This is a genomic window from Arenimonas sp. (assembly GCF_035721105.1).
Taxonomy (GTDB): Bacteria; Pseudomonadota; Gammaproteobacteria; order Xanthomonadales; family Xanthomonadaceae; genus Arenimonas.
In genome coordinates, this window is sequence record NZ_DASTNG010000069.1 from 1 (window position 1) to 19,315 (window position 19,315).

General features: G+C 71.7%; 13 protein-coding genes. 8 read left to right on the forward strand and 5 right to left on the reverse strand.

Going from position 1 to position 19,315, the window contains the following annotated elements; all coding sequences use genetic code 11:
• Window positions 1-1,390, reverse strand: a 1,390-nt coding sequence (rhlB, locus tag VFQ84_RS11285; RefSeq protein WP_325131730.1) for an ATP-dependent RNA helicase RhlB, incomplete at its 3' end; no start/stop codon positions are given.
• Between the two features lie 168 nt (window positions 1,391-1,558).
• Between rhlB and trxA the strand changes: the two genes are divergently transcribed.
• From trxA to VFQ84_RS11300, 3 genes are all read left to right on the forward strand, one after another.
• Complete coding sequence (gene trxA / locus VFQ84_RS11290) at window positions 1,559-1,885, forward strand: thioredoxin TrxA (RefSeq protein ID WP_325131731.1); 327 nt, start codon at window positions 1,559-1,561, stop codon at window positions 1,883-1,885.
• Between the two features lie 158 nt (window positions 1,886-2,043).
• Window positions 2,044-3,810, forward strand: a complete 1,767-nt coding sequence (gene rho / locus VFQ84_RS11295; protein WP_325131732.1) for a transcription termination factor Rho — start codon at window positions 2,044-2,046, stop codon at window positions 3,808-3,810.
• A 163-nt stretch (window positions 3,811-3,973) separates the two neighbouring features.
• Window positions 3,974-5,779: a monovalent cation:proton antiporter-2 (CPA2) family protein gene (locus VFQ84_RS11300; RefSeq protein WP_325131733.1), complete on the forward strand. Its 1,806-nt coding sequence runs from the start codon at window positions 3,974-3,976 to the stop codon at window positions 5,777-5,779.
• Between the two features lie 32 nt (window positions 5,780-5,811).
• Here VFQ84_RS11300 and VFQ84_RS11305 read toward each other — a convergent pair whose 3' ends face one another.
• The gene (locus VFQ84_RS11305; protein WP_325131734.1) at window positions 5,812-9,108 is read right to left on the reverse strand and encodes an ankyrin repeat domain-containing protein; all 3,297 of its coding nucleotides are present in this window, start codon (window positions 9,106-9,108) and stop codon (window positions 5,812-5,814) included.
• Window positions 9,101-9,355 carry a YcgL domain-containing protein gene (locus tag VFQ84_RS11310; RefSeq protein WP_325131735.1) on the reverse strand — a complete coding sequence of 85 codons (255 nt, stop codon included), beginning with the start codon at window positions 9,353-9,355 and terminating at the stop codon, window positions 9,101-9,103. Before VFQ84_RS11310 ends, VFQ84_RS11305 begins: the two co-directional genes overlap by 8 nt.
• Window positions 9,356-9,475: 120 nt before the next feature.
• Here VFQ84_RS11310 and VFQ84_RS11315 point away from each other — a divergent pair, with 120 nt between their 5' ends.
• Complete coding sequence (locus tag VFQ84_RS11315) at window positions 9,476-11,824, forward strand: S9 family peptidase (RefSeq protein ID WP_325131736.1); 2,349 nt, start codon at window positions 9,476-9,478, stop codon at window positions 11,822-11,824.
• 157 nt (window positions 11,825-11,981) lie between these two features.
• On the opposite strand, the gene VFQ84_RS11320 is transcribed toward VFQ84_RS11315, so the two are convergent.
• Window positions 11,982-12,935 carry a pteridine-dependent deoxygenase gene (locus VFQ84_RS11320; protein WP_325131737.1) on the reverse strand — a complete coding sequence of 318 codons (954 nt, stop codon included), beginning with the start codon at window positions 12,933-12,935 and terminating at the stop codon, window positions 11,982-11,984.
• A gap of 67 nt (window positions 12,936-13,002) precedes the next feature.
• On the opposite strand from VFQ84_RS11320, the gene hemF reads away from it, so the two are divergent.
• Entirely contained in the window at window positions 13,003-13,929 is a 927-nt protein-coding gene (gene hemF / locus VFQ84_RS11325; RefSeq protein ID WP_325131738.1) for an oxygen-dependent coproporphyrinogen oxidase, read from the forward strand.
• Between the two features lie 341 nt (window positions 13,930-14,270).
• Here the strand turns inward: hemF and polA are convergent, their stop codons facing one another.
• The gene (gene polA, locus VFQ84_RS11330) at window positions 14,271-17,003 is read right to left on the reverse strand and encodes a DNA polymerase I (protein WP_325131739.1); all 2,733 of its coding nucleotides are present in this window, start codon (window positions 17,001-17,003) and stop codon (window positions 14,271-14,273) included.
• A 100-nt stretch (window positions 17,004-17,103) separates the two neighbouring features.
• Between polA and VFQ84_RS11335 the strand changes: the two genes are divergently transcribed.
• From VFQ84_RS11335 to VFQ84_RS11345, 3 genes are read left to right on the forward strand one after another with little or no spacing between them, the layout of a single operon-like run.
• Window positions 17,104-17,421: a DUF2782 domain-containing protein gene (locus VFQ84_RS11335; RefSeq protein ID WP_325131740.1), complete on the forward strand. Its 318-nt coding sequence runs from the start codon at window positions 17,104-17,106 to the stop codon at window positions 17,419-17,421.
• Complete coding sequence (locus VFQ84_RS11340) at window positions 17,412-17,933, forward strand: TRAP transporter small permease subunit (protein ID WP_325131741.1); 522 nt, start codon at window positions 17,412-17,414, stop codon at window positions 17,931-17,933. The genes VFQ84_RS11335 and VFQ84_RS11340 overlap by 10 nt, the downstream gene beginning before the upstream one ends.
• Window positions 17,930-19,312, forward strand: a complete 1,383-nt coding sequence (locus VFQ84_RS11345; protein WP_325131742.1) for a TRAP transporter large permease subunit — start codon at window positions 17,930-17,932, stop codon at window positions 19,310-19,312. The genes VFQ84_RS11340 and VFQ84_RS11345 overlap by 4 nt, the downstream gene beginning before the upstream one ends.
• The last annotated feature ends 3 nt before the right edge of the window (window positions 19,313-19,315 follow it).

A 19,315-nucleotide genomic window follows, 5' to 3' on the forward strand; every position in this document is an offset into this window, starting at 1 on the left:
CGCGCTGCGCGCCCGGCCGCGGGCCGCTGCGCTCGCGCGAACCGCCGCCCGGACGACCGCCGTCACGACCGCCACCGCTGCCGCCGCGGCCACCGCGGCCGCGCTTCTCGTCCTCGGCGGCCTTGGCCTCGCGCACTTCGCGGAAGATCGCGGTCACGCTCTCGGCCTCGCCGTCGTCCTCGCCCTCGACCTTGGGTCGCGGCGCGCGCGGCTTGGCGACCAGCAGCTCGGGCTCGACCTGGGCCACCGGCAGCTTCTGCTCGATGTAGGCCTCGATGTCGGGCAGCGACATCGCGTAGCGCTCGCAGGCGAAGCTGATGGCGTCGCCCTCGGCGCCCAGGCGCGCGGTGCGGCCGATGCGGTGCACGTAGTCCTCCGCGTCGAACGGCAGGTCGTAGTTGTAGACGTGCGACACGCCGTCGATGTGCAGGCCGCGGGCGGCCACGTCGGTGGCGACCAGCAGGTCCAGCTGGCCCTTCTGGAAGCGGGCCAGCAGGGTTTCGCGCTTCTTCTGCGGCACGTCGCCCGAGAGCACGCCGACCCGGAAGCCGGCGCGCTCGAGCGCCTTGGCCACGCGCTCGACCCACACCTTGGTGTTCACGAACACCATGGTGCGGTGGCCCTCGCTGCGGGTCAGCAGGCCGATCAGCAGCGGGATCTTCTCTTCGTCGGACGGGAAATAGACCAGCTGGCGGACCTTGGCGGCGGTGATGAACTCGGTCTCGACCACGAGCTTCTCGGGCTCGTTCATGTGTTCGTAGGCCAGCTCCAGCACGCGGTGGCTGAGGGTGGCGGAGAACAGCAGGGTCTGGCGCTCGGTGCGGATCGGCATGCGGCGCAGCAGGAAGCGGATGTCCTTGATGAAGCCGAGGTCGAACATGCGGTCGGCCTCGTCGAGCACGCAGACCTCGCAGGCGTGCAGCGAGACGACCTTGTGCTGCTTGACGTAGTCGATCAGGCGGCCGGGGGTGGCGATGATCACGTCCACGCCCTGCTGCAGCAGCTCGCGCTGCTTGTCGTAGTCGACGCCGCCGTAGACCAGGGCGAAGCGCAGGCCCAGGTCGGAGCCGAACTTCACGGCGTCCTTGTGGATCTGGATGGCCAGCTCGCGGGTCGGCGCGAGGATCAGGGCGCGCGGGTCCTCGGGCTTGCGGTCGGCCAGGGCCGGGCGCGTCAGCAGCCGGTTGATCAGGGCGACCAGGAAGGCCAGGGTCTTGCCGGTGCCGGTCTGGGCCTGGCCGGCGACGTCGCGGCCGCCCAGGGCCAACGGCAGGGTCAGGGCCTGGATCGGGGTGCAGCGGGTGAAACCGGCGGCTTCGAGGCCAGCCTGCAGGGCCGGATGCAGCTCGAAGTTCGAAAATGCGATATCAGTCAGGGGTTTATCGGACATGGGACTCTCTTGGGGCGCGTCTCTGCGCTTGCGCGGCCTGTCCGGGAATCGCAAACTCGTGGCGTCCGGGGGTGCCGCTGGCGGTTGTTTGTCGGTGAAAGCGCCCCAGTTTAACCCAACGGCGGCGGCAACCGGCCGCATCCCCCAAGAAAATCAGGAGTTTGAGGCATGAGTGACCAGGTGCTCCACGTGGGCGACACCGACTTCGAAGACCAGGTGCTCAAGTCCGACACCCCGGTGCTGGTGGATTTCTGGGCCGAATGGTGCGGCCCCTGCAAGATGATCGGCCCGATGGTCGACGAGCTGGCCGGCACCTACGCCGGCAAGGTCAAGGTCGTGAAGATCAACATCGACCACAACCCGCAGACGCCGCGGCAGTACGCGGTCCGCGGCATCCCGACGCTGATGATGTTCAAGGACGGCAAGGTGCACTCGACCCAGGTCGGCGCCGTCGGCAAGTCGCAGCTCGCGCAGTTCATGGACAAGGCGCTCTGAGCGCCCGCGCCCCGGCCACGCCGGGGCGTTCCGCCCCGCGCGGGTTGTCGCCGCGGGGCGGCCAGTGTTAGCGTAAGGCCGTCGTGGCGCCCCGGGCGCCCACTCTCTTCTGCAAGAACCCCTCCCTCCCCCACGCTCGCTTTCGCGAGGTGAATCCTGTGTCCGATAACGAAAACGAATCCGGCGCCAGCGCCGAGAAGCGCCCGCGCAAGCCGCGCAGCGCCCCCGCCCAGAACCCCGCTGAATCGGCACCCGCCGCGGCTCCCGAGCGCGCTTCCGCGCCGGCGCCCGCGTCCGGTGGCGGCGATGCCCCGTCCGCGGCCAGCGGCCAGGAGGGCGGCCCGCCGCGCTCCGGCGGCGGCCAGGGCGGCCGTGCCGAAGGCGGAAGCCAGGGCGGCAGCGAAGGCGGCGGCGCCGGCAACGGCGGCCCGTCCGGCGACGGCGGCAATGCCGGCGGCGGCGGCGGCCAGGGCGGCGAAGGTGGCGAAGGCGGCTTCCGCGAAGGTCGCCGCAACCGCCGCGACCGCTTCCGCGACAAGCGCGACCGCTTCCGCGACCGTCCGCGCGACGGCGGTGGCGACGACGAGGCCGGCAACGGCGGCGGCAATGGCGGCGGCGAGCGCAACGATCGCCCGATGCCGCAGCTTCCGCCCGACTTCCCGACCTACAGCCTCAACGACCTCAAGCGGATGCCGGCGCACAAGCTGCTGGAGATCGCCGACAAGCTGAACCTGCATGAGGGCGTCGCCCGCATGCGCAAGCAGGACGTCAACTTCGCCCTGCTCAAGGTGCTCACCCGCCACCCCGCCGGCGTGGCCGGCGACGGCGTGCTGGAGATCCTGCCCGACGGCTACGGCTTCCTGCGCAGCGACGACGCCAGCTACCTGGCCGGCCCGGACGACGTCTACATCTCGCCCAGCCAGATCCGCCGCTTCAACCTGCGCACCGGCGACCACATCGCCGGCCGCATCCGCAGCCCGAAGGACGGCGAGCGCTACGTCGCGCTCAACATCGTCGACACCATCAACGGCGAACCGCCGGAGGCGTCGAAGGGCAAGGTGCTGTTCGAGAACCTGACGCCGCTGTTCCCGCGCGAGCGCTTCCGGCTCGAGCGCGGCAACGGCTCGTCCGAGGACATCACCGGCCGGGTGATGGACCTGATGTCGCCGCTCGGCAAGGGCCAGCGCGCCCTGATCGTCTCGCCGCCCAAGGCCGGCAAGACGGTGCTGATGCAGAACCTGGCCCAGGCCATCATCCACAACCACCCCGACGTGCACCTGATCGTGCTGCTGATCGACGAGCGGCCCGAGGAAGTGACCGAGATGCAGCGCACCGTCCGCGGTGAAGTCATCTCGTCCACCTTCGACGAGCCGGCCGCGCGCCACGTGCAGGTCGCCGAGATGGTGATCGAGCGCGCCAAGCGCCTGGTCGAACACAAGCGCGACGTGGTGATCATGCTCGACTCGATCACCCGCCTCGCCCGCGCCTACAACACCGTGGTGCCCAGCTCCGGCAAGGTGCTCACCGGCGGCGTCGACGCCAATGCGCTGCACCGCCCGAAGCGCTTCTTCGGCGCGGCCCGCAACGTCGAGGAAGGCGGCTCGCTGACCATCATCGCGACGGCCCTGGTGGAAACGGGCTCGAAGATGGACGAAGTGATCTACGAAGAGTTCAAGGGCACCGGCAACAGCGAAGTGCACCTGGACCGCCGCATCGCCGAGAAGCGCGTCTACCCGGCCATCAACATCAACCGCTCCGGCACCCGCCGCGAAGAGCTGCTGATCGAGCCGGACATGCTGCAGAAGATCTGGATCCTCCGGAAGCTGCTGCACCCGATGGACGAGCTGGCCGCGATGGAGTTCCTGCTCGAGAAGATGAAGAACACCAAGTCCAACGACGAGTTCTTCTCTTCGATGAAGCGCTGAGGCCCCGGCCCCGGCAAGAAAAAGCCCCGCCTAGGCGGGGTTTTTTCGTTTCCCCTGTGGGAGGGACTTCAGTCCCGATGCTTCTTGCCGGAAAGCATCGGGACTGAAGTCCCTCCCACAGGGGCGGTTCCGTGGCGACGGGCGGGCAGCGCATAATCCGGCCATGCACGGCTCGGGCTACCTATCGATCATCCTTGTCTTCCTGGTCGCGGCCGTGGTCGCGGTGCCGCTGTTCCGGCGGCTGGGCCTGGGCGCGATCCTCGGCTACCTCGCCGCCGGCGTCGCCATCGGCCCGATGGGGCTGGGCGTCGTGCCCGACCCGGAGGACGTGCTGGCCGCGTCCGAGTTCGGCGTGGTCATGATGCTTTTCATCATCGGCCTGGAGCTGAGCCCGCCGCGGCTGTGGGTGATGCGCCGGCAAGTGTTCGGCACCGGTGGCCTGCAAGTGCTGGTGTCGGCCGCCGCCATCGGCCTGCTGGCCGCGACGTTCCTCGAGGGCTGGAAAGCCCCCTTCGTGGTCGGCATGGGCCTGGCGCTGTCGTCCACCGCGGTGGGCCTGCAGCTGCTGGCCGAGCGCAAGGAGCTCACCGCGGCGCACGGCCGCGTCGCGTTCGCGATCCTCCTGTTCCAGGACCTGGTCGCGATCCCGCTGCTGGCCGCCATCCCGCTGATGGGCGAGGCCAAGGCACTGGCGCGGTCGGCGCCGCCGCTGGAATCGGTCCTCAACGCCGTGGTGGTGATCGCGGCCGTGGTGGTCGGCGGGCGCCTGCTGCTGCGGCACCTGCTGCGCGTGGTCGCGCGCGCCAATTCGGTCGAAGTGTTCACGGCCACGGCGCTGCTGGTGGTGGTGGGCAATGCCTGGCTGATGCAGTGGGCCGGGCTGTCGATGGGCCTGGGCGCCTTCCTGGCCGGCGTGCTGCTGGCGGACTCGGAATACCGGCACGAGCTTGAATCGCACATCGAGCCGTTCAAGGGCCTGTTCCTGGGCCTGTTCTTCATGGCCATCGGCATGAGCATCGACCTGGGCGTGGTGGCGCGCGAGCCGGCCGTCATCCTGGGCGGCGTGGTCGCGCTGCTGGCGCTCAAGACCGGGCTGCTGTTCGCCGTGGGCCGCTGGACCGGCGGGCTGCCGGTGCGCGAGGCGCTGCGCCTGGGCGCGGTGCTGGCGATGGGCGGCGAGTTCGGCTTCGTCATCTTCGCCGAGGCGCTCAAGGCCGGGCTGATCGAAAGCGACCTGCGCGACAAACTGTTCGTCGTGATCGGCCTGTCGATGGCGGCCACGCCGCTGGCGCTGCTGGCGGTGTCGCGCTGGCTGCGCACCCACCCCGAGCACGTCGAGAAGCGCGCCCCCGACACCATCGACGACGCCCATCCGCGGGTGATCATCGCCGGCTTCGGGCGCATGGGCCAGATCGTCGGCCGCATGCTGCGGGCGCAGAAGATCCCGTTCACCGCGCTGGAAACCAGCGCCGAGCAGGTGGACTTCCTGCGCCGGTTCGGAAACAAGATCTACTTCGGCGACCCGGCCCGGCCCGAGCTGCTGCGCGCGGCGCGGGCCGACCTGGCCGAGGTGTTCGTGCTCACCACCGACGATCCCGACGCGAACGTGCGCACGGCGCGGCTGGTGAAACGCATGTACCCGCACCTGAAGGTCTACGCCCGCGCCCGCAACCGCCAGCACGCCTTCAAGCTGATGGACATGGACGTGCAGGTGACGCGCGAGACCTTCCACTCCAGCCTGGTGCTGGGGCGGCGGGTGATGGAGGCACTGGGCGTGCCGGCCGAGGAGGCCGCGCGCAACACCGAGACCTTCCGCGCGCACGACGAGGCGCTGCTGCGCCAGCAGCACCTGGTCTACGACGACGAGGCCGCGCTGGTGGCCTCCGCGCGCGAGGCGCAGCGCGAGCTGGAAACGCTGTTCGAGGCCGACATCGAGCCCGCCGACGACGACGGCGACGCCGGTCGCTGAGCCGGCGGTCCGGGCGGCAGTGCGCGGCCGACCTACCTGGGGTCGCGCAGGAAACGCGCCAGCGACGGGGTTCCCGTGCGCGCGGGCTCGAACTCGGCAGCGACGTCGACGAAACCGCGCAGCACCGCCAGGTCGTGCGGCGTACGGCCCAGGCCGTCGCGGGCCTGGCGGTTGCCGCCCTCGCGCAGCAGGCGCTGCACCACCCGCGGCAGGCCGTGCATGGCCGCCAGGTGCAGCGGGGTGTAGCCGCGCTGGTCCTGCGTGTCCAGGCTCACGTCCTCGGCCAGCAGGCGCTCCAGCGCGGCCAGCAGCACGTCTTCGTCGCAGGCGGCGCCGGGCTCGGCGCGCGCGCCCAGCAGCAGCAGCAGCGGCGTCTGCCCGAGCGCGCTGGCCTCGTCGGGCGCGGCGTCGGCCAGCAGCAGGATGTCCATCAGGGCCAGCACGCGCTGGCGATCGCGCGAAGAGAAGGCATGCAGCGCCGCGCAGTGCAGCGGGCCCAGGCCCTGGGCGTCGCGCGCCTGCGGGTCGGCGTCATGCGCCAGCAGGCGCGACACCAGTTCGGGCTGGCCCAGCGCGGCCGCCAGCATCAGCGGCGTGACTTCGCCGGGCAGGGCCAGGTCGGGCTCGGCGCCGGCGCGCAGCAATTGGTCGACGACGCCGACATGGCGCATCGAGATCGCCGCGGACAGCGGCGTGGCGCCGGTCCGCGCGGCCCGCCGGGTGTCGGCGCCGCGCTCGAGCAGCAGCGCTACCACCACGTCGTGGCCGCCGCCGGCCGCGCGCAGCAGCGCGGTGCAGCCCTGGGTGTCGGTGCCGTCCACCGGCAGGCCCAGTTCAAGCAGGCGCAGCACCGCCTCGGCGTCGCCGGCCATCGCCGCGGCCGGCAGGTCGGCCGCCTGCAGCGTCCGGCCCGGCAGCTGCCACTGCCGCCATTCCAGCCAGTGCGACAGCTCGCGGCGGTCGGCCGCCAGCGCCAGGCCCAGCGGCGTCTGGCCGTCGGGCGCGGCCAGGGCCGGCGAAGCGCCGTGGCGGATCAGGACCCGCAGCGCGCTTTCGCGGCCCAGCGTGGCGGCGACGTGCAGCGCGGTGTGGCCGCGGCCGTCGCGGGCATTGGGATCGACGCCCGAGGCCAGCAGGGCCTCGGCCAGGCGCAGCCAGCCAAGCTGGATCGCCAGCCCCAGCGGCGGGTCCGACGGCGCGCCGCCGAAGGCATCGGCGCCGCGTTCGAGCAGCGCCAGGGCGAAGTGTTCGTGGCCGCGCGTGGTGTGCTCGCCGGCCAGGCAGGCCTGCAGCCAGCGGGCCAGGCCGCCGCGTCCGCCGACCGGATGCGCGACTTCCAGCAGCCGCTGCAGCGCGCCCATGGCGTGCCCGCCGCGGCCCAGCAGATGGAAGAAGACGCTGAGCTCGCCGTCGATGACGACGTCGGCGCGGGCGCCGTGGCCCAGCAGCCAGTCGAAGCTGGCGGCATCGCCCTCGCCGGAGAACTCCAGCAGCAGCGAGGCCAGCCCCGCCGCGTCGGGACCGGCGCCCAGGCGCTGCATCGCCTCGGCGGATTCGCGCCGGCCGGACTGCAGCGCCTCGCGCAGCAGTTCGCGCGGGGTCTTCTCGAAGTGGCCCTCGGACAGGCCCTCGGCGACGCTCGCGGGCAGCGGGTAGGACGGATCCAGCACCGCCACCAGCGGCCAGCGGCCGGCGCCCAGCGCGTGCTCGAGAGCGCGGCGGCCGTCGCCGTCGCGCTGTTCGGGATTCACGCCGAGCGCGATCAGATGCCGCAGCAGTTCGGGGGGCGCCCCGGCCTCGGTCGCCAGCACCAGCGCGTTGCGGCCGTGGCCGTCGACCGCGGCGACGTCCGGCCGCGCCAGCGCCAGCCGCGCCAGTACGCCGGCGTGGTTGCCGCGCGCGGCCTCCAGCAGCGGGGTGATGCCGTCGGCATCGTGGGCGTTGCGGTCGGCGCCGGCGTCGAGCAGTTCACCGACGATGTCGGCGTTGCCGGCCGCGCAGGCCAGCAGCAGGGCCGTGCGCTGGCGGGTGCCGCGGGCGTCGACCCGCGCCTTGTGCCGCAGCAGCAGCTGCACGCCGGCGGTGTCGTCGTCGCCGACCACGGCGGCCAGCAGGGCCGGCTGGCCGTCCTTGGGCTCGGGCTTGGCGCCGCGCTCGATCAGGAAGCGCGCGAGCCGCCAGTTACCGGCGACGCAGGCGACGCCCAGCGGGCTGAAGCCTTCGGCGTTGAGCGCCTCGAGGGTGGCGCCGGCATCGAGCAGCAGCGCCGCCACCGCGGCATCGGTGCTGCGCGCGGCGTGGTGCAGCGGCGTGTTGCCCTCGGCGTCGGCGCGGCGGGCGTCGGCGCCGTTCGCCAGCAGGGTCATCACGGCCTCCGGTCGGCCGTGCCAGCTGTCGCGGGTAGCGGCCAGCAGCGGAGTCAGGCCGGCGTGTTCGTCGTTGAGGTCGACGCCGCGGGCGATCAGTTCGCGCAGCAGGCGCAGGTCGCCCAGCAAGGCTGCCAGCATGGGCAGGGTGCGCTGGTCGCGGTCGGCGGGATCGGGCTCGGCGCTGGGATCGACGCCGGCTTCGAGCAGGGACAGCGCGGCCTCGATACGGCCGGCGCGGGTGGCGGCATACAGCTCGGCCTCCGGGGACAGGCCCTCCTCCGCGGCGGACGGGATCGCGACGGCGTCTTCGTCGTCATCGCCGTAGATCGGCAGGCTGGCCAGCGACGGCGCCGCCGGCGGGCCGCCGAAACGCTGCACCAGCGCATGCGCCGCCAGCGCGGCGGCCAGCAGCCCGCCCGCCGCCAGCCAGCGCGAGGGCGCCGGCACCAGGCCAGGCCAGGCCACCAGCAGGCTGCCCGCCAGCACCGCGAACACCGCCAGCGCGACGACGAAGCCACGCCCGGCCTCGGCCGGCCCGCCGGCGCCGACCGCGGCGGCCAAGGGCGGCAGCCGGCCGGATTCGCGCTCGGCGAGTCCGAACGCGGGCCAGGCGCGCCACAGGCAAAGCAAGGCGGCGCCCGCCATGCCGCTCAGGGCCAGCGCCGACAGCAGCGACCCGGTGTCGCGCAGCGCCGCCAGCGGCCAGGCCGTGGCCAGCACCACCAGGACCAGGCCCATCAGCCAGACCAGCGCGAGGCCCCGCGCTTCGCGCAGGCCGGCGCCGTCGAAGCCGGGCGTCGGCCGCAGCCCGCGCAGGCTGGCCAGGCCCAGCGCCAGCGCCGGCTGGGCCAGCCAGGCGCCCAACAGCCCGGCCGGATGCGGCCAGGCCACCGCCAGCGCCAGCCCGGCGCCCAGCAGCAGCCAGGCCCAGGCGACCGGGGCGCGACGGGATTCAGCCATCGACCAGTGGATCCAGCATGGTCGGCGGGAACTGCAGGTGGAAGCCGTGCGCCGCCAGGTTGGCGCGCACCACGGCGGCGTCCACCTGGGCCAGGCGCCTTTCGGGCGTCAGCGCCACTTCCAGCACGAAGGCGAGCTCGCCCAGGGGCAGGCGCACCGGATCGGGCAGCACCAGGAAGTCGTCCCGCTTGCGCAGGTAGACGTAGGTGTCGGGCTTCCTAAGGGATTTGTAGACGTAGGCTTGCATGGGCCCGCCGCAGGGTTCGGGCGATTGTCGCCGCAAACGCCACGGGGGAAAAGCAGCACGGGCGGTGGTCACGCCGGCTTTGCTAGGCTTGCGGGCCGTCATCGCACCCTGGGAGTCGCCATGCGCCATCGCCACCTCGCCCTCGCCCTGCTCGCGGCCTGCGCCGCGCCGGCCCTGGCGAACGACACGCCCCTGACCCTGGACCAGGCGATGGCGCATCCGGACTGGATCGGCCCGCCGGTGGAGCAGGCCTGGTGGTCGCTCGATGGCCAGCATGCGCTGTACACGCTCAAGCGCGAGGGGTCGCCGGTGCGCGACACCTGGACCCTGCCGGTGGCCGGCGGCACGCCCGCCCGGGTCGAAGGCGCGGCCCTGGCCGAGGTCGACGGTGCCCGGGTCGACTTCGACGCCAGCGGCCGGCGCGCGGTGTTCGTGCGCAACGGCGACGTGTTCCTGCGCGAGGTCGGCGGCGCGCTGCAGCAGCTCACCCGCAGCGCCGAGGCCGAGGCCAACGCGCGCTTCGCCGCCAATAACCGCGACGTGGTCTGGAGCGTGGGCAACGACTGGTTCCGCTGGTCGCCCGAATCGCGCCTGGCGCAGCCGGCGGCGCTGCCGCGGGCCGAGAAGGATCCGGCCGCCGCGCCCGAGGCCGATGCCCTGCGCGACCACCAGCTGCGCCTGAGCAGCACGCTGGCGCGCGAGAAGGCCCAGCGCGAGGCGCTGCGCGACAACGCCGAGGCGCTGCGCCGCGCCGACCCGACCCGCGCCGCCGCGCCGGTTTACCTGGGCGACAAGGTCGAGATCAGCAGCAGCGTGATGTCGCCCGACGGCCGCTGGCTGCTGGTGGTGACCCAGGCCAAGGGCGCCGAGGCCGGGCGCACCGGCAAGATGCCCAAGTACGTCACCGAGTCGGGCTACGAGGAATTCGAGGACGTGCGCGTGCGCGTCGGCCGCAACGCGCCGATTGCCCAGCAGCTCAAGCTGGTGGACCTGCGCGACAGCCGCGTGCGCGACCTGCCGCTGGCGGCGCTGCCCGGCATCGGCACCGACCCGCTGGCCGACCTGCGCCGCACCGCCGGCCTCGACCCGCTCAAGGGCGAGCGCGCCGTGCGCCTGGACGCCATCGAGTGGTCGGACGACGGCCGCGGCGTCGCGGTGATGGCGCGGGCCATCGACAACAAGGACCGCTGGATCGCCACGGTCGACTTCGAGGCCGGCGCGCTCCAGCCGCTGCATCGCCTCACCGACACCGCCTGGATCAACTGGAACTTCAATGATTTCGGCTGGCTGCCGGACAACCGCACGGTGTGGTTCCTGTCCGAGGAAAGCGGCTGGTCGCACCTGTACACCGCGACCCCGGGCGGTCGCGCCAAGGCGCTGACCCGCGGGAAATGGGAGGCTTCGTCGCCGCAGTGGACGCTCGACGGCGCCACCGCCTACTTCGTCTGCAACCGAGCGCGCCCCGGCGACTACGAAGTCTGCGCGGTGCCGCGCGACGGCGGCGACGTGCGCGAAGTGACGGCGCTCGACGGCGTCGAGGACTTCTCGCTCTCGCCCGACGGCCGCCAGCTGCTGGTCCGCTGGTCGGCCCACCACACGCCGCCGCAGCTGGCGGTGCAGCCGGTCGCCGGCGGCGAGGCGCGCAAGCTCACCGACACCCGCAGCGAGGACTTCAAGTCGCGCACCTGGCTGGCGCCGACCACGGTCGAAGTGCCGTCGACCCACGGCGCCGGCAAGGTCTGGGCCAAGCTCTACCGCCCGGCGACGCTGGAAGCGGGCCGCAAGTACCCGGTGGTGATGTTCGTGCACGGCGCCGGCTACCTGCAGAACGTCAGCGACCGCTACCCGAACTACTTCCGCGAGCAGATGTTCCACCAGCTGCTGGTCGAGCGCGGCTTCCTCGTGCTGGACATGGACTTCCGCGCCTCCGAGGGCTACGGCCGCGACTGGCGCACGGCGATCTACCGCCAGATGGGCCATCCCGAGCTCGAGGACTACGTCGACGGCGTGAAGTACATGGTCGCGCAGCACCAGGGCGACGCCGCGAACGTGGGCATCTACGGCGGCAGTTACGGCGGCTTCATGACCTTCATGGCCCTGTTCCGCGAGCCGGACACCTTCAAGGCCGGTGCGGCGCTGCGGCCGGTCACCGACTGGACCAGCTACAACCACGAGTACACCTCGAACATCCTCAACACGCCCGAGCTCGACCCGGAGGCCTTCCGCAAGTCCTCTCCGATCGAGTACGTCGAGAACCTGCGCGGCCACCTGCTGATCAGCCACGGCATGATCGACGACAACGTCTTCTACCAGGACTCGGTGCGCATGGCGCAGCGCCTGATCGAACTCAAGAAGCACGACTGGGAAATGGCCAGCTACCCGCTGGAGCGCCACGGCTACCAGCATCCGGAAAGCTGGTACGACCAGTACCGCCGCATCTTCGAACTGTTCGAGGACAACCTGAAGTAATGCGTTTTAACGCGGATCAGAGCGGAAAAGCACGATAGAAGCGGATTGAGCTGAAATTAAAAGCGGGCCCCGGTTGAGCCGTGGGCCCGCTTTTTTTCATCCAGAAATCCGCTCTTATCCGACTTTTCCGCTCTGATCCGCGTCCAAGTCCTGCCCCTCACCCCGCCGCGAAGACACCCTCGAGTTCGACGTCGAGTTCGCGGCGGCAGACGTCGCCGCGGAGGTAGCTGATGCGGTCGGCGGGAATGCCGCTGGTGGCCATCACGGATTGCGCCGCCGCCAGGTCGGCCTCGTGGCGCAGGTAGATGCGCAGGGCCTCGCAGCCGGTGACGTCGAAGCAGCGGCCGGTCTTGCCGGTCGCCTGTGCCATCAGCGCCTCGAGGTTGCGCAGGCTTTCGCGCAGCTGCTCGGCGCAGTCGCCGAGATGGAGCGAAACGTGGCCGACGATGCTGGCCGTGCCGGAGGCCAGCAGCCGCGGCGTGGCGGTGTCGGCGTCGAGCACCGCGCCGCGGGAGAAGCCGGGCGACACCGGGCCGTGTTCGCGCGGGTACTGCCAGGCCGGGGTCTGCCGCGGGTTTTCCAGCGCGATCGCCGGCGCCCGCGAGCACAGCGCGACCACTTTCAGCGTGCCCGGTTCGCCGGCGGTGCCGATCGCGGTGGCGGCCGGCGGCGGGTCGTTGAACATGCCGTCCACGGCGCGCGCGCGGCCGACGCAGAAGCGGCGGTAGCGCTCGTCGTCGCCGCTGCCCTGGTTGATGGCGGCGAAGTAGTTCCAGATCCGCAGCAGGTAGGGATGCGCCGACGGCCGCACCGCCACCAGCAGGCGCGCGTAGGCCTGGGCGGCGGCGGCTTCGATGTCGCCCCCGGCCTCGTCCACGGCCAGCGCCACGAGGGCGTAGTGCTCGCCGTGCGCGAGCGCGGCGCCGGCGGTTTCGGCCGATTCGGTGATGGCACCGGCCAGCCAGGCCTCGTCGGCGGGGCCGGCCAGCGGCGCACAGCCGATCGCCAGCGGCGAGGGCTCGCCGGACTGGAAGCGGAAGGGGATCAGGGCCTCGTCGTGCGGCTCAGTGACGATCCGAAGCCGGGCGGGGGCGGGCGTGGGCGAGTTCATGAATGGCCGGGATTATAGCGGGCGGCCGGGGCGGCTATCCTATCGACCCCTTCGCTGGTGACGCCCGATGACCGACTTCAACGCCGTCCAGGACTACCTGCGCACGCTCCAGGACCGCATCTGCGCCGGGCTAGAGGCCGTAGACGGCGGCCGCTTCGCGCAGGACGAATGGCAGCGGGGAGCCGAGGGCCCGTCCCTGGGCGGCGGTGGCCGCAGCCGGGTGCTGAAGGAGGGCGCGGTGTTCGAGCAGGCCGGCGTCGGCTTCTCCGATGTCTCCGGCGCCACCCTGCCCGCCTCCGCCACCGCGCACCGGCCGGAACTGGCGGGCGCGCCCTGGCGCGCCGCCGGCGTTTCGCTGGTGATCCACCCGCGCAACCCCTACGTGCCGACCTCACACGCCAACGTGCGCTTCTTCGAGGCGCGCCCGGAGGGCCGCGACCCGATCTGGTGGTTCGGCGGCGGCTTCGACCTCACGCCCTTCTATCCCTTCGACGAAGACGTGCGGCACTGGCACCAGGTCGCGCACGACACCTGCGCGCCCTTCGGCCCGACCCGCTATGCCGAGCACAAGGCGTGGTGCGACAAGTACTTCTTCCTCAAGCACCGCGACGAGGCCCGCGGCGTCGGCGGCCTGTTCTACGACGACCTGCACGCCGACGGCTTCGAGCGCAGCTTCGCCTACACCCGCGCGGTCGGCGACGCGTTCCTCGACGCCTACCTGCCGATCGTCGAACGCCGCAAGGACACGCCGCACGGTGAGCGCGAACGCGAGTTCCAGCTCTACCGCCGCGGCCGCTACGTGGAGTTCAACCTGGTGTGGGATCGCGGCACGCTGTTCGGGCTGCAGAGCGGCGGCCGCACGGAATCCATCCTGATGAGCCTGCCGCCACGCGTGCGCTTCGAATACGCCTACACCCCGGAACCCGGCACCCCCGAAGCCCGTCTGGCCACCTACCTCAAACCCCGCGACTGGCTCACCGACATCCCCGCCTGAAGGCCGTGCGCCCTGCGCACGTAGAGCGCTGCGGCGTGACTTCGCGGCAGCGCTCTACGTGCGCAAAGCGCACGCCCAAACGCCGGGCAATAAAAACCCCGCGGGCCAGGGGAAGCCCGCGGGGTCAGGGGTTGGGAACCTGAGGCTGGGGAGAGCCCGGTTCCCGGTGGATCCACTCAGGGGAGGGAGTGATCCTTGCGCCGGACCTTGCATCCGACGCGCCTAGTAGACCCCCGGGACCATGAGAAGTTCGTGAACAGGTCCGCTAATCGGGAAACGGATTCAGGACGCATTCATGCCTTCGGCAAGGCGCTGATAAACAAGGCGAAATCCGTCACAGTTCAATGCGCCTCGTCCCAGTTCGCGCCGGTGCCCACGTCCACCACCAGGGCCACGCGGAGGTCGGCGGCGGCCACCATCCGGCGCCGCACCTCGTCGACCAGCGGCTCGACGAAACCGGCATCGACTTCGAACACCAGTTCGTCGTGCACCTGCATCATCATGACCGCGCGGTCGCCCTGCCCGTCCAGCCAGTCCTGCACCGAGACCATGGCGCGCTTGATGATGTCGGCGGCCGTGCCCTGCATCGGCGCGTTGATCGCGGCGCGCTCGGCGCCGGCGCGCTGGGCCTGGTTGCGCGAGTGGATCTCGTTGAGCTGCAGGCGGCGGCCGGACACCGTCTCCACGTAGCCCTGCTCGCGCGCCTGCTGGCGCACGCGCTCCATGTAGTCGCGCACGCCCGGGTACTTGCCGAAATACAGGGCGATGTAGTCCTGCGCCTCGCCGCGGCCGATGCCCAGCTGCTTGGCCAGGCCGAAGGCGCTCATGCCGTACATCAGGCCGAAGTTGATGGCCTTGGCGGCGCGGCGCTGGTCGCTGCTGACCTGGTCCAGCGGCACGTCGAAGACTTCGGCCGCGGTGGCGCGGTGCACGTCCAGGCCGCCTTCGAAGGCGCTGAGCAGGCCGGGATCGCCGGAGAGGTGGGCCATGATCCGCAGCTCGATCTGCGAATAGTCGCAGGCGACGATGCGGCGGCCCTCCGGGGCGATGAAGGCCTTGCGGATGCGGCGGCCGTCCTCGGTGCGGATCGGGATGTTCTGCAGGTTCGGATCGTTCGAGCTCAGGCGGCCGGTGGCGGCGCCGGCCTGGTGGTAGCTGGTGTGCACGCGGCCGGTGTCGGGGTTGACCATGTCCGGCAGCTTGTCGGTGTAGGTGTTGCGCAGCTTGGCCAGGCCCCGGTAGTCGAGCACCAGGCGCGGCAGCTCGTGCTGGTCGGCGATGGCTTCCAGCGCCTCCTCGTTGGTGGACGGCGCACCGGTCGGGGTCTTCACCAGGGCCGGCAGCTTCAGCTCGTCGAACAGCAGCTGGCCGAGCTGCTTGGGCGAATCGAGGTTGAAGGCGCGCCCGGCCAGCTCGTGCGCGCGCTGCTGCGCGGCCATCATCCGCTGCGACAGGTCGGCGCTCTGGCGGCGCAGCTCGGCGACGTCGATCAGCACGCCGGTCGCCTCCATGCGCGTGAGCACCGGCACCAGCGGCATCTCGATGTCGCGGTAGACGGCCTGCAGGGTCGGCTCGGCCGCCAGCCTGGCCGACAGCACCCGGTGCAGGCGCAGGGTGACGTCGGCGTCCTCGGCGGCGTACTGGGTGGCGTCGTCCAGCGCCACCTGCGAGAACAGGATCTGCTTGGCGCCCTTGCCGGCGATCTGCTCGTACTTGATGGTGGCGTAGCCCAGGTATTTCTGCGCCAGCGTGTCCATGTCGTGGCGCTGGCCGCCGGCGTTGTACACGAAGCTCTCGAGCATGGTGTCCTGCGCGTAGCCCCGGACGTCGACGCCGTGGCGGCGCAGCACGTGCAGGTCGTACTTGCCGTGCTGGCCGACCTTGGGCTTGCCGGCGTCCTCGAGCAGCGGCCGCAACGCGTCGAGCACGGCGGCGCGATCGAGCTGCGCGGGCGCGCCCGGGTAGTCGTGGCCAACCGGGATGTAGCAGGCCTGGCCCGGCTCGACGCAGAAGCTCAGGCCCACCAGGTTCGCGCGCATCGGGTCCAGCGAATCGGTCTCGGTGTCGAAGGACACCAGGTCGGCGGCCTGCAGCCGGGCGATCCAGCGGTCCAGGGCGTCCCGGTCGAGGACGCACTCGTACTCGCCGGCCGCGGACAGCGCGGGATCCGGCGCCTCATCGGCGGGCGCGGGCGCCGACACCGGTCGTGCGCCGCGCGCGGCCGGCGCCGCCGTGCCGTCGAGTTCGCGCAGGGCGCTGCCAAAGCCCAGGCGGCTGTAGATCCCGCGCAGCGCCTCGACGTCACGGGGACGCAGGGCCAGCCCGGTGGGCGCCTGGTCGAGGGCGACGTCGGTCTTGATGGTGACCAGCTGCTGGTTCAGCGGCAGCCGGTCGAGCGCCGCGCGCAGGTTCTCGCCGATCTTGCCGCCGATCTTGTCGGCGGCGGCGATCACGGCATCCAGCGTGCCGTATTCACCCAGCCACTTGGCCGCGGTCTTGGGCCCGCATTTGTCGACGCCCGGGACGTTGTCGACGGTGTCGCCCATCAGCGCCAGCAGGTCGACGATCTGGTCCGGGCGCACGCCGAACTTCTCGACCACGCCGGCGTCGTCGAGCACGCTGCCGGACATGGTGTTGGTCAGCGTGATGCCCGGCCGCACCAGCTGGGCGAAGTCCTTGTCGCTGGTGGAGATGGTGACCGGGATCCCGGCGGCATGCGCCTGCAGCGCCAGGGTGCCGATGACGTCGTCCGCCTCGACGCCGGGCACGCAAAGCAGCGGGAAGCCGAGCGCCTGCACGATCTCCTTCATCGGCTCGACCTGGGCGCGCAGGTCGTCGGGCATCGGCGGGCGGTTGGCCTTGTACTGCGGGTAGAGCTCGTCGCGGAAGGTCGGGCCGGAGGCGTCGAGCACGAAGGCGGTGTAGTCCGGGTTTTCCTTCAGCGTCGCGCGCAGCATGTTGACGATGCCGTGCAGGGCGCCGGTGGGCGTGCCGTCGGGTGCCGTCAACGGCGGCAGCGCATGGAAGGCCCGGAACAGGTAGGACGAGCCGTCGATCAGGACAAGGCGGGACATGGCGGGGCCTTTCAGGACAAGGCCCCGATTTTAAGCCCCGCGGGCCTTGAGCGCCCGCCCGGCATTTGCCATCCTCGAAGGCCCGCGCGAGGACATCTCCATGGCCATCCTGCTCCCCCTGCTGCTGGCCCTGTCGCCCCAGGCCGAACCGGCCCGCGAAGAAGCCCCCATTCCCGAAAAGGTCCAGGCCCCGGCGCCGGCCGAGGATGCCGTGCCCGAGGTCGCCATCCGGGTCGAGCGCAATGGCGACCGGGTCGAGGAGTACCGCCAGAACGGCGTGCTGTACATGGTCAAGGTCACGCCCGAGCGCGGCCCGCCCTATTACCTGATGGATACCGACGGCAACGGCAAGTTCAACCGCGACGAGCGCGACCCGCGCATCCAGCCGGTGCACTGGGTGATCTACGAATGGGATTGAGCCGCCTGGCGCCGCTGCTGCGCGCCATCGATGCCGTCAACGGCGCCGCCGGCCGCCTGGCCGGCGTGCTGGCGGCCGTGCTGGTGGCGCTGGTGTTCGGCCTGGTGCTGGCGCGCTATGCCTTCAACGCCGGCTCGGTGGCGGCACAGGAGGCGATGCTGTGGCTGCACGCCGCGATCTTCCTGCTGGGCCTCGGCTACACGCTGCGGCAGGACGGGCACGTGCGGGTCGACGTGTTCTCGCAGCGCTGGTCGGCGCGACGCCGGGCGCAGGTGACCCTGGTCGCGACGGTGCTGCTGCTGTTGCCCTTCTGCGTGTTCATGCTGGCGATGAGCTGGGACTACGTCGCCGCCAGCTGGTCGGCGCGCGAAGGCTCGCGCGACCCCGGCGGCCTGCCCGGCTGGTACCTGCTCAAGTCGCTGCTGCCGGTCTCGGCGGGGCTGCTGTTCCTGCAGGGCCTGGCGCTGGCGCTGCGGGCGCTGCCGCCGGCCTTCTCGCGCGAGGCCGGATGAGCCTGCACGACCAGCACATCCTGATGCTCGTGTTGCTGCTGCTGGGCCTGTTCGCGGGCCTGGCCAGCGGCTTCCCGGTCGCCTTCGTGCTCGGCGGCGTGGCGCTGCTGGCCGCGGGCGCGGGCATCGCGATGGGCAGCTTCGACCCCAGCTTCCTCGAGGCCTTCCCGAACCGCGTGTTCGGGGTGATGACCAACGAGACGCTGGTGGCGGTGCCGCTGTTCGTGTTCATGGGCGTGATGCTGGAGAAATCGCGGATTGCCGAATCGCTGCTCGAGGCCCTCGCGTCGCTGTTCGGCAAGAAGCGCGGCGGGCTGGTGGTGGCGGTGCTGCTGGTGGGCGCGCTGCTGGCCGCGTCCACCGGCATCGTCGGTGCCACCGTGGTGGCGATGGGCCTGATCTCGCTGCCGACGATGCTGCGCAACGGCTATTGCCCGCGCCTGGCCAGCGGTGCGATCTGCGCCTCGGGCACCCTGGGCCAGATCATCCCGCCCTCGATCGTGCTGGTGCTGCTGGGCGACCAGCTGGGCAATGCCTACCAGCAGGCGCAGCTGCGCCAGGGCGTGTTCGCGCCGGAAACCATTTCCGTCGGCGACCTGTTCGCCGGCGCGCTGGTGCCGGGCCTGGGGCTGGTCGTGCTGTACCTGGCGTATGTGCTCTGGGTTGCCTGGCGCCAGCCGGAGCGGGCGCCGGCGATGCCTTCCGCCGCGCCGCGCAGCGCGCTCTCGCTGGTACGCGCGATCGTGCCGGCGCTGTCGCTGATCCTGCTGGTGCTCGGTTCGATCCTGGGCGGCTTCGCCACGGCCACCGAGGCCGCGGCGGTGGGCGCGGTCGGCGCCACCCTGTTCGCGGCGCTGTATGGACAGCTGGGCTGGGCGCGCCTGCGCGAGGTGTCGGAGCAGACGGTGAAAGTGACCGCGATGGTATTCGCCATCCTGCTCGGCGCCGCGCTGTTCTCGCTGGTGTTCCGCGGCTACGGCGGCGACGACCTGGTGCACGAGGCGCTGAGCGCGCTGCCGGGCGGCAAATGGGGCGCGGTGGTGGCGGTGATGCTGCTGATGTTCCTGCTCGGCTTCGTGCTCGACTTCATCGAGATCGTGTTCGTGGTCGTGCCCATCGTCGGCCCGGTGCTGCTGGCGCTGGGCGTGGACCCGGTGTGGCTGGGCGTGATGATGGCCATCAACCTGCAGACCTCGTTCCTGACGCCACCGTTCGGCTTCGCGCTGTTCTACCTGCGGGGCGTGGCGCCGCCGGAGCTGGCCACCGGCGACATCTACCGCGGCGTGCTGCCCTTCATCGGCCTGCAGCTGCTGATGCTGGCGCTGGTGGCCGCGTTCCCGGCGCTGGCCACCGCGCTGCCGGACTGGCTCTACGGCTGAGCC